The organism is Sphingomonas corticis (genome assembly GCF_012035195.1).
Classification (GTDB): Bacteria; Pseudomonadota; Alphaproteobacteria; order Sphingomonadales; family Sphingomonadaceae; genus Sphingomonas; species Sphingomonas corticis.
Map to the genome: position 1 here is coordinate 53,382 of NZ_JAAVJH010000013.1, position 13,016 is coordinate 66,397.

A 13,016-nucleotide genomic window follows, 5' to 3' on the forward strand; every position below is an offset into this window, starting at 1 on the left:
TGGTTTGTGTTTTGGAGTCAAGCTTCTTCCCCTGACGAATCCGGGTGCAATCGATGGAAACCCCGAACCTATGAGAACGTTCTCACAGAAAGTTCACGGCTGTTGCAGCCGTGCAACATGCTCGCACTCAGCTTTCGGGGCTGTCCGCTAGCGGCGCTGCCACACCCGTTGCGCGCCGACCCAGGTCTCCTGCACCGCCACGCCGCGCAGGGCGGCGGGCTCGATCGTCGTCGGATCGCGATCGACGACGATGAAGTCCGCCTTCTGTCCGGGCTGGAGGCTGCCGAACTTCTTCTCGGCGAATCCGGCATAGGCCGCGCCGCCCGTCATCGCCCACCACGCCTGCTCGCGCGTCACCGCCTCCGCGGGGTGCCAGCCACCCGGCGGCTGCCCCTGGGCATCCTGCCGCGTGACCGCAGCGGCCCAGGTCGCCCAGGGGTCGGGCGGCTCCACGGGGAAGTCCGTGCCGAAGGCGAGCGGGGCGCCGGCCTGCATCAGCGATTTCCACGCATAGGCGCCGGCCAGCCGTGCCGGCCCCAGCCGCGCCTCCGCCATCGTGCGGTCGCTGGTCTCGTGCACCGGCTGGACCGAGGCGATCGTGCCGAACCGGCCGAAGCGCGGCAGGTCGGCGGGATCGACGATCTGCGCGTGCTCGACTCGCCAGCGGCGATCGCCCTTGTACGTCTCGCTCAGCACCTGGATCGCGTCGAGCAGCGTGCGGTTGGCGCGGTCGCCGATCGCGTGGACGGCCAGCTGGAAGTCGTCCATCGCCGCGCGGCTCATCTGGTTCTGCAACTGCGTGTCGGACAGCAGCGTCAGCCCGCGCTGCCCGGGCGCGTCCGCGTAAGGAGCCTCCAGCGCCGCCCCGCGCGAGCCGAGCGCGCCGTCCGCCACCAGCTTCACCCCGCCCATGCGCAGCCGGTCGTCGTACAGCCACGGCGTCGGCCCCTTGCCGGCAACCATGCTGGCGGTGTCGACCCCCGCGGCGTAGCTCATGATGCGGACGCGCAGCGCGCCGATGTCGCCCATGCGGCGATAGCTGAGCCAGTCGTCGAGGCTCGTCCCCATGTCCGCCACCGCGGTGATGCCATCGGCGAGCAGCAGCGATTGCGCGGACAGGAAGGCGGCGTCGCGCTCCTTCGCCAGCGGTCTGGGCACCGCGCGCTCCACCAGCGCCATGGCATTGTCGACGAAGACGCCCGCGGGGGCGCCGCCCGCCGCCTTCTCGATCCGCCCGCCCGCGGGCGCGGGGGTGGCGGCCGTGACGCCCGCCGCGGCGATCGCGGCGCTGCTGGCCCAGCCCGCGTGCCCGTCCGCGCGCGCCAGCCACACCGGGTGGCCGCCGGCCACCGCGTCGAGATCGGCGGCGGTGGGGAAGCGGCCGAGGCCCCAGCGCTCCTGGTTCCAGCCGCGGCCGAGCACCCATTTGCGCTCGGGATTGCGCTTCACGAAGTCGGCCACCTTGGCCTTGGCCTCTTCCAGCGAGCGGGTATCGCCGAGGTCGAGCGAGAGCGAGGCGAAGCCCAGCCCCATGACGTGGCCGTGCCCGTCGATGAAGCCGGGCAGGACGGTGCGCCCGCCCATGTCGTAGCGGTAGTCCCAGATCGGCTTGTTGCCGCGCTTCTTCAGTTCCTTTTTCGTGAAGAGCTGCGGCTTCTCGCCCACCGGCACCAGCCGGACGACGCGGCCCTGCGCGTCGACGACGATCCCCTGGAAGCGCGTGACCGTGCCGTCCGCGGCGACGGTGAGGCCGCGCAGATTGTCGATCAGCCCGTCGGCGTGCGCCGGGGCGGCGAGCGCGATCGCCACGCCGGCGGCGAGAACGCGGCCGATCACTTCGCCAGCCTCCGCACCAGCGCGCTGGTATCCTGTCGCCCGCCGCCCATCGCCTGCACCTCGGCGTAGAATTGATCGACCAGCGCGGTCATCGGCAGCGTGGCGCCGAGCCGCGATCCTTCCGCCAGCGCGAGGCCCAGGTCCTTGCGCATCCAGTCGATCGCGAAGCCGAAGTCGAACTCGTCCTTCACCATCGTCGGCCAGCGGTTCACCATCTGCCAGCTCTGCGCCGCGCCGCCGGAGATCGCGTCGAGCACCTTGTCGGTGTCCAGCCCCGCCTTCTGCGCGAAGCGTACCGCCTCCGCCACGCCCTGGAGCACGCCGGCGATGCAGATCTGGTTCGCCATCTTCGTGCGCTGCCCCGCGCCCGCCGCGCCGACGTGGACGATGCGCGCGGCATAGGCCTGCATCACCGGCGTCGCCGCCGCCACCGCCGCGTCGCTGCCGCCCGCCATGACGGCCAGTCTCCCCGCCTCCGCCCCGGCCTGCCCCCCTGACACGGGCGCGTCCACCACCAGCGCGCGCGCGTCGGCCAGCCGCTCCGCCAGCGCGGCGGAGACGGTGGTGTGGTCGATGAACACCGCACCATCGTCCATCGCGGCGAAGGCGCCGTCGGCGCCGAGCGTCACCTGCTCCACATCCCTGTCGTTGCCGACGCAGGCGACCACCGCCGCGGCCCCCGCCGCCGCCGCGGCGGGCGTGTCGGCGACGGCGAGGCCCGTCGCCTCCGCCCGGGCGCGGGTGCGGTTGTACACGGTGACGTCGTGGCCGGCGGCGGCCAGGTGCCGCGCCATGGGCGCACCCATGACGCCGGTGCCGATGAATGCGATCCTCATGCTCCTGGCTCTACGGCGCGGGCGGGGCGGCACGCAAGGCGCCGCCGGGTTTCCTTCGCGGCGCCTTTGGCCTAGGCGCGGGCCATGGCTACGCAGGTTGCGCTCGATCAATCCCTCCCCGTGTCGCTCGCCGACGTCGAGGCCGCGCACGCGCGCATCGCCGACAGCGTGGTGCGCACGCCCACGCTGGTCAGCCGCACGCTGTCGGAGATGACCGGCGCCACGGTCTACCTGAAGTTCGAGAACCTGCAGTTCACCGCCGCCTACAAGGAGCGCGGCGCGCTGAACACGCTCGTGCAATTGTCCGACGAGGCGAAGGCCAAAGGCGTGATCGCGGCGTCCGCGGGCAACCACGCGCAGGGCCTGGCCTATCACGCCACCCGGCTGGGCGTGCCGTCAACCATCGTCATGCCGCGCAATACGCCCATCGTGAAGGTGGTGCAGACGCAGGGCCACGGCGCGACGGTGATCCTGGAAGGCGACACGTTCGACGCCGCCTACGCCCACGCGCGCGTGCTGGAGGCGGAGCGCGGCTTCACCTTCGTCCACCCGTTCGACGATCCGCGCATCATCGCCGGGCAGGGCACGGTAGCGCTGGAGATGCTGGCCGACGTGCCCGATATCGACACTCTGGTGGTGCCGATCGGCGGCGGCGGGCTCGCCTCGGGCATGGCGACGGTGGCGAAGGCCGCGCGCCGGCCGATCGAGGTCGTGGGCGTGGAGGCCGAGCTCTACCCGTCGATGTACAACCGCATCAACGGCACCGACATGCCGTGCGCGGGCGACACGCTGGCGGAGGGCATCGCCGTCAAGGAGCCGGGCGGCCTCACCTCGCACATGGTGCGCGCGCTGGTGGACGACATCGTCCTCGTCACCGAGCGCAGCCTGGAGGAGGCGGTCAGCCTCCTGTTGCAGATCGAGAAGACGGTGGTGGAAGGGGCGGGCGCCGCCGGCCTCGCCGCGCTGCTGGCGCATCCGGAGCGGTTCCGCGGCAGGACCGTGGGCGTCGTGCTGTGCGGCGGCAACATCGACCCGCGGCTGCTCGCCTACGTCCTGCTGCGCGATCTCGCCCGGTCGGGCCGCATGGCGCGGCTGCGCATCCGGTTGCAGGACCAGCCCGGCGCGCTCTACAACGTGGCGCGCATCTTCGATTGCGAGCGCGTCAACATCCTCGAACTGTCGCACCAGCGCATCTTCACCAACCTGCCCGCCAAGGGGCTGAGCCTGGATGTCGAGTGCGAGACGCGCGACCGCGCGCACCTCGACCGGCTGATCGCCGCCCTGCAGGAGGCGGGGTATGAGGTGCGGATGGTGGAACTGGCCTGAACGCGCACGCGAATCATGGTAAAGGCGCTTTTCAGCATCGCCCGCGCGCGCCATATCGTCGGCTGTCCCGCGCGCATCGGCGAGCGGCAAGGAGGATGACTGGGCTGTGACGGCGCCGTTTCGATTCCCGCGCTTCTTCGTCACCAGCCCCTCGCCCTGCCCGTACCTGCCCGGCCGGCAGGAGCGGAAGGTGTTCACCGAACTGTCCGGGCCGCACGCGACCGAGCTGAACGACGCACTGGGCCGCATCGGCTTCCGCCGCAGCCAGTCGGTCGCCTATCGGCCGAGCTGCGCGGGCTGCGCCGCCTGCGTCTCCGTCCGCGTCGTCACCCGCGGCTTCCACCCCAATGCGACGCAGCGCAAGCTGATGCGGCGCCACGCCGACCTGGACGTCGCCGCCTGCCGCCCCTGGGCCACGGACGAGCAGTATCAGCTGCTGCGCCACTATCTCGCCTCGCGCCACCCCGGCGGCGGCATGGTGGGCATGGACGACATCGACTATGCCGACATGGTGGAACAATCGCCGGTCAATTCGGTGATCGTCGAGTATCGCGAGCCGTCGGACACGGGAATGCCGGGGCGACTGCTCGGCGCCTGCCTGACCGACCGGCAGGCCGACGGATTGTCGATGATCTACAGCTTCTTCGCGACCGACGTGGCGGATCGGGCAGGCCTCGGCAACTTCATCATCCTCGACCACATCGCGCGCGCGCGCGAAGCGGGATTGCCCTATGTCTACCTCGGCTATTGGGTGAAGGGGTCGCCGCGCATGGCGTACAAGACCCGCTATCGCCCACTGGAGGTGCTGGGGCCGCGCGGCTGGTCGCTGATGCCGGAGGACGCGCTGGAACCGGCCGTCGCGCCGCCGCCGGGCTGGCGCTAGGCTACGCCGCCTTCGCCAGCGCCGGCGGGGTGGCGGCGAGTGGCATCGGCGCCACCACGCTGCCGCTGCGCTCCAGCTTGCCCCACCCCACCTTCGGTCCGCACAGCGCGGCGAACAGCGCGCGCAGCACCACGACGTAGAGCAGCTGGCGATAGCCGAAGCGCTGCGACAGCATCCGCCACACCGGCAGCCGCCCCTCGCGCGCGTCTAGCCGATAGGCGAGCCACCCGCTGGCGAGGTCGACCGCGGCGAAGGCGAACCAGAACCCCGCGATCCACAGCGCGTCCGTCCCCGCCAGCGCCCAGCCGCGGTCGGCGACGCGCCACGCGGTGCCGGCCACGCTGCCGACCAGCGCCACGTCGATCAGCGGCGCGGCCAGCGTGAACAGCAGCTGGAAGAGGATCGCCTGCGGCAGGCCGATCCACGCCAGCCCGCGCGGTCGCGCGCGCGCCAAAAGGGCGCGATGCTTCCACAGGCATTGCAGCGTGCCGTAGGCCCAGCGATAGCGCTGCCGAAACAGCGCGCGCGCGGTCTCCGGCGCCTCGGTCCAGGCCACGGCGTCGACGTCGCACGCCACGCGCCAGCCGGCACGCTGGATCGCGATGGTCAGGTCCTGATCCTCCGCCAAAGTGTCGACCGGATAGCCGCCGACCGCGTCCAGCGCGGTGCGCCGCCACGCGCCGACGGCACCCGGCACCACCGTGACCGCGCCCAGCGCGTCCAGCGCGCGCCGCTCCAGGTTCTGCGCGGTGACGTATTCCACCGCCTGCCAGCGGGTGACGATGTTCACCGCATTGCCAATCTTCGCGTTCCCCGCGACGGCGCCGATCGCGGGATCGGCGAACCAGCGCAGCAGCTTCGCGATCGTGTCCGCCTCGAACTGCGTATCGGCGTCCAGCGCCACCACCACGTCGCCGCGCGCGATGCGCAGCGCGGCGTTCAGCGCGCGCGCCTTCCCGCCGTTGGCGAGCGTCAGCAGGCGCACGCGCGGGTCGATCGCGAAAGCGGCGCGCACCACGTCGGACGTGCCGTCGGTGGAGCCGTCGTCGATCACGATCACCTCGATCCGCGCATCCCGGCTGGCCAGGATGCGGCGCACCGACGCCTCGATCACGCGCGCCTCGTTGAAGGCGGGGATCAGCACGGAGACGAAGCGCGGCACCAGGTGCGGCGCGGCGGCGGGCGGCGCCACGCGGCGGTGGCGCAGCGCCAGAACGGCGAGCGCGGCCGACCGCGCCATGCCGATCGCGATCACGGCGAGGAACAGCGCGGCCAGCGCGTCGCGCAGCCACGCCAGCCCCTCGAACAGGCCGCGCGTTCCCGCCGCCCTGCCCGCAGCGGCGCCGTCCAGCCGCGGCATCACCGCGGCGCGCGGCAGCCCGGCGAGGCGCGAGACGCCCACCAGGTCGTAGCCGCGCGCGCGCAGGCCGCGCACGATGCCGGGCAGCGCCGCCAGCGTGCGGCTGCGGTCGCCGCCCGAATCGTGCAGCAGCACGATCTGCGCCGGTCGCTCGGCGGTGCCCGCCTCCACCTGCGCGATCGTGCGCGCGACGATCTGGCGCGGCGAGGGCGACTGCCAGTCGAGCGGATCGACGTTGAGGCCGACGGTGACGTAGCCGAGCGACGCCGCCACGCGCGTCGCGTGCAGCTCGTCGCGCCGGTCGGGATCGGCATCGCCCAGGAACGGCGGACGGAACAGCCGCATCGCATGTCCGGTATAGGCCTCCACCAGCCGCTCGGTCGCGTTCAGTTCCAGCCGGACCGCGTCGGGCGAGCGGTGCGACAGGTCGGCGTGCGAGGTGGAGTGGTTGCCCAGCTCGCTCCCCTCGGCCAGGATGCGGCGGAGCAGCGCCCCCTGCCCCAGCGCGTTGGCCCCGGTGACGAAGAAGGTGGCGGGCGCGCCCTCGCGCTTCAGCACGTCGAGGATGCGCGGCGTCCACGCCGGGTCGGGTCCGTCGTCGAAGGTCAGCGCCACCATCCGCCGCCGCCCGCCGGTGCGCTGGACCGTGTCGGCGCCGGGCAGCCGCTGCATCGCGGCGGCGTGGATCAGGCCGTCGCCCGCAGTGTGCAGCGCCCGCGCCCCGCCGCTCGCCGCCGCGTCGAGGCGCAGAATCTCCCCCGCGCCCTCGATCGCCACGCCGCCGGGCATCGGCAGGGCGGAGAGCGCGGCGGGCGCGGCGCCCGCCACCGCGTCCCACCAGCGCGGATCCTCCGTGCCCATGCGCCACAGCGCCACCGCGGCGGCGCCGGTCCGCATCACCGCGCGGCGCTGATTGTGCGTCGTCACCGCGTCCAGCATCCACACGCGGTGATCGCGGCCGCCGCGGCGATAGGCGAAGTGCCAGTTGCCGCTCGCCGGGTCGAAAGCGGGGCGGGTGCCGGCGCGGCGCGCGAGTGCCCACGCCTGCTCCACGCCCATCGGCACGGTGGCGCCGTCCGCCCAGTCATAGGCGTAGTTGCCCAGCGCCACGATCGCCTTGTCGCGACCGGCGGCGGCCACCGCATCGGCGACGACGCGCGCGAACCAGGGCTGCGACGCGATGGGGCCGGGCGCGCCGCCCATCCAATGCTCGTCATAGGCCATCAGCACCAGCCGGTCGGCCACCGCGGCGTAGGCGGCGAGATCCCAGGCGGGATCGGCCACCGGCACCGCCAGCGCGACCTGCCAGCCGCGCGGGGCGAATCGCGCGCGCAGATCGCGCAGAAAGCGGCGATAGTCGCCGTGCGCGCTGGCGGGCAGGCTCTCCAGGTCCAGCATCACGCCCGCGCCGCGCTCCGCCGCCACCATCGCGGCCAGCCGATCGGCGAAGCGCGCGGCGGCGGCGCGATCGGCCAGCAGGCGGGCGGTGCCGGTGCCGTCCCACTCCCCGTCCTCGCGCGCGTTCTGCACCATCGGCCACACCGCGGGCCGGCGCCGCGCGCGCGCGACCACGCCGCGGAGGAAGGCGTCATGCTCGTAGCGGAAGCGGTGGTCGGCGCCCGACACGGAGGCGAGGCCGGGCACCAGCCAGTCGACCTGCCCGACATGCTCGGCAAGCGAGCGGCGCGACGGCGCGTCCCACGGCATGTAGAAACCCAACACCGGCAGCCGCGTCGTCGTGGCAGCGGCGTCGCCGCGCGGCAGCCAGGCGCCCTGATCGCCCGCGGGCACCCGATCGGCGATGCCGCGCGGCCGCGCCGCATCCTCGCGCAGCGCGAGCGGTGCGCGGACGGTGGCGGTCGACACGGTGATCGCCAGCAGCGCCGCGACGGCGACCACCGCGACGACGAGGGCGACGACGGCGGCACGCACCCAGCGCGCGCGACGACCGGTCGCATCGTAGAAGATCGGCTTTGACAAGGGGAAACGCTGCCTCGAACGGGTTCGCCCCGCTCTTAGCGACGAAGCGGCGAAGATAGCGTTAACCACGCCGCGGCGGGACACGTTCGCGCGCGCGGGGGTTGTCGCGCCATGACGGGCGCGCTGACTGCCGGATTGTGGGGATTGCTGGGCGGGTCGGCGCTGCTGCTGGGCGCCGCCGTGGCTTGGATGGCGCGCTTGCCGCAGCGGCTGATCGCGGCGGTGATGGCGGTGGGATCGGGCGTGCTGATCTCCGCCGTCGCCTTCGACCTGATGGACGAGGCATATCGGCAGGGCGGGTTCGCCGCGAGCGCACTGGGCTTCGTGGCCGGCGCGGCGGCCTATACCGCCGCCAACGTCGCGCTGTCGCGCCGCGGCGCGCGCCACCGCAAGCGGTCCGGCGCCGTCGATCACGCGCGCCAGCCGGGCGCCGACGAGGCGGGCACCGGCCTCGCCATCGCGGTCGGCGCGCTGCTGGACGGGATACCCGAATCGGTCGTCATCGGCGTCAGCCTGCTCGACGGATCGGGCGTCAGCGTCGCCACGGTCGCCGCGGTCTTCCTGTCCAACGTCCCCGAGGGCCTGTCGAGCGCGGCGGGCATGAAGAAGGCGGGGCGGAGCGCGGCCTATGTCTTCGGCCTGTGGAGCGCCATCGCGCTCGCCAGCGGCATCGCGGCGATGGTCGGCAACGTCGCACTGGCGGGCGCCGCCCCCGCGACGCTGGCCGCGGTGACCGCGGTGGCGGCGGGAGCGATCCTGGCGATGCTAGTCGACACGATGATACCCGAGGCCACCGCGGAGACGCACGACTATTCGGGCCTGATCGCGGTGGTCGGCTTCCTCGCCGCCTTCGTGCTGACCAAGTCGGGCGGCGGGGGCTAGGCTAGACCGCCCCGACCAGGTCGGTGGCGCGGGTCAGCCGCTCGATGTCGCGGCGCGGCGGCGCGCCGTAGAGGCGGGCGTATTCGCGGCTGAACTGCGAGGGGCTGTCGTAGCCGACGGCGAAGCCCGCGGTGCCCGCGCCGACGCCCTCCGCCAGCATCAGGCGCCGCGCCTCCTGCAGGCGCAGCTGCTTCTGGTATTCCAGCGGCGTCATCCGCGTCACCGCCTTGAAATGCTCGTGGAGCGAGGACGCGCTCATCCCCGCGGCGGCGGCGATGTCGCCGATGCGCAGCTGCTGCTGGAAGCCGCGGCGGATCGTCGCGATGGCGCGGCTCACCTGGCTGAGGTGGCTGTCCGCCACCGCCATGTGACGCAGCGCCGGGCCGTGCGGGCCGGTGAGCAGGCGATAGAGGATCTCGCGCTCGATCAGCGGGGCAAGCGCGGGGATCGATTGCGGCCGGTCGAGCAGTGCGATCAGGCGACAGGCAGCGTCGATCAGTTCGGGCTCGCTGCGATAGGTGGCGAGCGCGGGAAGCTCGGCGCGCGGCGCCTTCTGCCCCTCGGCCAGGATCAGCTCGGCCAGCGCGGCCTGGTCGATGTCGATCTTGCAGCACAGGTACGGCGCGTCGGCGCTCGCTTCGATCACGTGGCCGACCAGCGGCAGGTCGACCGACACGAGCAGATAGTGCGCGGCGTCGTAGACGAGCGAGCGTTCGGCCAGCGACACGCGCTTCGCCCCCTGGGCGATCAGGCAAAGCGAGGCATCGTACACCGCGGGCAGCGGCACGGTGGGCGCATCGGCGCGGAACAGCGACAGCCGCGCGATGGCGGTCGGCGTCATGCCCTCGTGCGGCAGGTGGCGCGCGACGCGCGCGGCCAGATCGGCGATTCCGTCCATGACCGACCTATCGCCCCCGGCTCACTGTCCGGCAAGCGCGCGCGGGCGGTTTCGGAGGATCGTGCAAGAGCTCCGGCGGATCGCGCTACCGCTCGCGCCCCTTCCAGCGCCATCTCCGCCAAGGTCATCGAGAGCGAAAGGAAGACAAACATGACCATCGACCAGACCATCCTCGTCACCGGTGCCTCCAGCGGGATCGGCGAGGCCGCGGTGCGCGAGCTCGCCGGGCGGGGGGCGCGGCTGTTCATCGGCGCACGCCGGACCGAGCGGCTGGAGGCGCTGTCGCGCGAGCTGGGCGGCGAGATCGGCTGGCACGCGCTGGACGTGACCGACGCCGCCTCCTTCGACGCGTTCGCCGACGCCGCCGAGGCGCGGTTCGGACGCATCGACGCGCTGGTGAACAACGCCGGCGTGATGCCGCTGTCGCCGCTCGCCAGCCTGAAGCGCGACGAGTGGAAGCGGATGTTCGACGTCAACGTCCACGGCGTGCTGAACGGCATCGCCGCCGTCCTGCCGCGCTTCGTGGCGCAGGGAGGCGGGCACGTCGTCAACGTGGCGTCGATCGCCGCGCACCTCGTGCTGCCGAGCGCGGCGGTCTATTGCGCAAGCAAGTTCGCGGTGTGGGCGATCACGGAGGGGCTGCGGCAGGAGCACGACGATATCCGTGCGACCATCATCTCCCCCGGCGTCGTCGCGACCGAGCTGGGCAACGACATCACCGATCCCGCCATCGCCGACGCGCTGGTCGGATGGCGCCGGCAGTCGCTGACGCCGGACGCCATCGCCCGCGCGATCCGCTTCGCGATCGAGCAGCCCGCGGGTGTCGACGTGAACGAGATCGTGGTGCGGCCGACCTCCGCCAACATGTGACGCCCGTGCTATGCCTCGCCGTCCGCGCCCAGCAGCGGCCGGACGGCGAGCAGCGCCTGCGCCCGGTTGGTGACGCCGATCTTGCGGAAGACGGCAGTCAGGTGCGCCTTCACCGTCGCCTCGGTGATCGACAGGTCGTGCGCGATCCGCTTGTTGGCATGGCCGTGCGACAGCGCCAGCAGCACGCCGTACTGCGCCTTGGACAGGTCCTTGATCCGCGCCCGCGCCGCCGCGATCGACGTGTCCGCCGCGACCCCGGCGGGGAAGTGCGACTTCCCTGCCAGAACGCGGCGCAGGATGTCGGCAAAGGCGTCCAGGGGCATGTTCTTGAACGCGAAGCCGGCCGCGCCCAGCGCCTTGGCCGCCTCGATCAGGTGCGGCTCCTCGTGCGCGGTCACGACGACGATCGGTGCCGCCGGGTCGATCTGCTGGAGCCGCAGCATCCCGGCGTAGCCGTGCGCGTCGGGCAATTGGAAATCGAGCAGGATCAGCCGAAAGCGCCGACGGTTGGCCATCGCCGCCACGCCCTCGGCGATGGAGCCCGCGCCCACCACCACCGCGCCGGGCAGCGCGGCGCGCGCCGCCAGCGACAGCCCCTCGCGCGTCAGCGGGTGATCGTCGACGATCAGGATGCTGCTACCGGCCATGCCGCGCCTCCGCCGCAACCGCGTCAGCTCGGGTAGACGCCCTCATCGCCCCGCCCCCCGCGCGACCACGACCATTCGGGCAGCCCGGCCGCCAGCCGCCGGCGATGCCGCCACGTGCCGGCGAACAGCAGCAGCAGCATGGGATAGGCGATCTTCGTCGTGACCAGCCAATAGGCCGCCGCCCACAGCGTCGGATCGATCGCGCGCACGCCATGCGCGCCCAGCGCCACCAGCTGCAGCGCCGCCAGCCACATCGGCCAGAAGCGATCGGCGAACGCCGCCACCGCGGCCAGCCCGAGGAACAGCGCAAGGTCGATCCACATCACCGCGTAGAAGACGGTGAAGTAGCTCACCCGATCGATCGTCGGCGTGGCGATGGTGGCGAGCGACGCCGCCAGCAGCAGCGCCGCCACCGCCCGTTCCGGCCCGCCGCCGCGCCACAGCGCATAGCCGGTGATGCCGAGCTGGGCGAGGTTGAAGGCGACGATCACCGGCATGGCGGGCACCCCCGCGCCGTCCGTTCCGCACCATCACGCGACGACGGAAAGGCGGCTGCCGTCGGCGGAGGTGAAGGCGCCGTCGCCGGGATATTTGTGATTGTCGCCATAGGCCTGCACGTCCTCGCCCATGCGGCGCGCCAGCGTTTCCAGCAGCCGGTGCGCCTCCGCCGCGCGGCCGATGGCGTCGCCGACCTCGGCATTGGCGCCGGCCAGCGCGGCGAACACCTGGTGCCCGCAGGTGACGGACAGCCGGCGGCTCGCCTGCGCCTCCGCGGCGGCGGCGGACAGGAGGCCGCCCGCGGCGAACGCCTGGCGCAGCGCCTGCTCGTAGGTGTGGAGCCGCTCGACCAGCGTCGCCACCGGATCGGCGGCGTCACGAGCGCAGGGCGCGGATGAGGTCGCTGGTGACGCGAAGTCCGGTCGCGAGCATGCCGAACCCGACGGCGAAGAGGATGGCGAGGAGCGGGATCCACGCGAGGCGAAGGAGGATACCGAGGTCATTGTGGCGGGCGCCTTTCCTGCGAAGCGGAAGCAGCGCTCGCGGATCGAACGCCGGTTCCGCCGGCATCGCTGCCGCCGCCTGCCCCCTCTCGAACACCCCTTCGGATTGGGGCTGCACCTTGAAGGGGGTGCCCCCTGCGCCCGCCACGGCCGCTTCGTGGGCGTGCAGCATCTCCGCCGCGTCGCGCCGGTTGCGCGCGCCCAGGATCGCGATCGCCTCCGTGCAATAGCCGTTCACCGTGCCCACGCCGAGGTTCAGTTCCGCCGCGATCTCCTTCGTCACGCGGCGGTCGTAGGCGAGCCGCAGGCACTGCTTGTGGCGCGGCGAGAGCCGGCGAAAGGCATCCCCCGTCGCCGCTACGGCATCCTGGCCCCGTTCCATCCGGCGGGCGCTCCCCCTGCTTCGATCCCCAACCGCTCCATTATGAGTAAGCGTACCGCGAACGCAAACGATCGCGGCGGAAAACCGGGCCGCGTTGCGGTGGCGTGGCGTGTCT

Annotated in this window: 12 protein-coding genes; 4 read left to right on the forward strand and 8 right to left on the reverse strand. The window is 72.8% G+C overall.

Annotated elements, in window-relative coordinates:
- Window positions 1-147: 147 nt before the first annotated feature.
- Together HBH26_RS16225 and HBH26_RS16230 are read right to left on the reverse strand one after the other, a co-directional pair.
- Window positions 148-1,836, reverse strand: coding sequence for an amidohydrolase family protein (locus HBH26_RS16225; RefSeq protein ID WP_168135685.1), 1,689 nt, complete (start codon window positions 1,834-1,836; stop codon window positions 148-150).
- Window positions 1,833-2,705 (reverse strand): NAD(P)-dependent oxidoreductase, encoded by an 873-nt coding sequence (locus HBH26_RS16230; RefSeq protein ID WP_338057439.1) that lies wholly within the window; start codon window positions 2,703-2,705, stop codon window positions 1,833-1,835. The genes HBH26_RS16225 and HBH26_RS16230 overlap by 4 nt, the downstream gene beginning before the upstream one ends.
- A gap of 51 nt (window positions 2,706-2,756) precedes the next feature.
- On the opposite strand from HBH26_RS16230, the gene HBH26_RS16235 reads away from it, so the two are divergent.
- Window positions 2,757-3,998, forward strand: a complete 1,242-nt coding sequence (locus HBH26_RS16235) for a threonine ammonia-lyase (RefSeq protein ID WP_168135687.1) — start codon at window positions 2,757-2,759, stop codon at window positions 3,996-3,998.
- A 106-nt stretch (window positions 3,999-4,104) separates the two neighbouring features.
- Window positions 4,105-4,881, forward strand: a complete 777-nt coding sequence (locus tag HBH26_RS16240) for an arginyltransferase (protein WP_168135688.1) — start codon at window positions 4,105-4,107, stop codon at window positions 4,879-4,881.
- A gap of 1 nt (window position 4,882) precedes the next feature.
- Here HBH26_RS16240 and HBH26_RS16245 read toward each other — a convergent pair whose 3' ends face one another.
- On the reverse strand, window positions 4,883-8,221 hold the full coding sequence (locus tag HBH26_RS16245) for a trifunctional glycoside hydrolase family 18/polysaccharide deacetylase/glycosyltransferase family 2 protein (protein WP_168135689.1): 3,339 nt from the start codon (window positions 8,219-8,221) through the stop codon (window positions 4,883-4,885).
- A gap of 111 nt (window positions 8,222-8,332) precedes the next feature.
- On the opposite strand from HBH26_RS16245, the gene HBH26_RS16250 reads away from it, so the two are divergent.
- Window positions 8,333-9,103, forward strand: a complete 771-nt coding sequence (locus tag HBH26_RS16250; RefSeq protein WP_168135690.1) for a ZIP family metal transporter — start codon at window positions 8,333-8,335, stop codon at window positions 9,101-9,103.
- A 1-nt stretch (window position 9,104) separates the two neighbouring features.
- Here the strand turns inward: HBH26_RS16250 and HBH26_RS16255 are convergent, their stop codons facing one another.
- Window positions 9,105-10,001 carry an AraC family transcriptional regulator gene (locus tag HBH26_RS16255; RefSeq protein ID WP_168135691.1) on the reverse strand — a complete coding sequence of 299 codons (897 nt, stop codon included), beginning with the start codon at window positions 9,999-10,001 and terminating at the stop codon, window positions 9,105-9,107.
- A 150-nt stretch (window positions 10,002-10,151) separates the two neighbouring features.
- On the opposite strand from HBH26_RS16255, the gene HBH26_RS16260 reads away from it, so the two are divergent.
- Window positions 10,152-10,871: an SDR family oxidoreductase gene (locus HBH26_RS16260; RefSeq protein WP_168135692.1), complete on the forward strand. Its 720-nt coding sequence runs from the start codon at window positions 10,152-10,154 to the stop codon at window positions 10,869-10,871.
- A gap of 8 nt (window positions 10,872-10,879) precedes the next feature.
- On the opposite strand, the gene HBH26_RS16265 is transcribed toward HBH26_RS16260, so the two are convergent.
- From HBH26_RS16265 to HBH26_RS16280, 4 genes are read right to left on the reverse strand one after another with little or no spacing between them, the layout of a single operon-like run.
- A complete protein-coding gene (locus tag HBH26_RS16265; RefSeq protein WP_168135693.1) occupies window positions 10,880-11,518 on the reverse strand; it encodes a response regulator transcription factor in 639 nt (212 codons plus the stop codon).
- Between the two features lie 23 nt (window positions 11,519-11,541).
- A complete protein-coding gene (locus HBH26_RS16270) occupies window positions 11,542-12,015 on the reverse strand; it encodes a hypothetical protein (RefSeq protein WP_168135694.1) in 474 nt (157 codons plus the stop codon).
- Between the two features lie 33 nt (window positions 12,016-12,048).
- Window positions 12,049-12,378, reverse strand: coding sequence for a hypothetical protein (locus tag HBH26_RS16275; protein ID WP_168135695.1), 330 nt, complete (start codon window positions 12,376-12,378; stop codon window positions 12,049-12,051).
- A gap of 13 nt (window positions 12,379-12,391) precedes the next feature.
- Window positions 12,392-12,901, reverse strand: a complete 510-nt coding sequence (locus tag HBH26_RS16280; protein ID WP_209308622.1) for a helix-turn-helix domain-containing protein — start codon at window positions 12,899-12,901, stop codon at window positions 12,392-12,394.
- Window positions 12,902-13,016 lie beyond the last annotated feature (115 nt).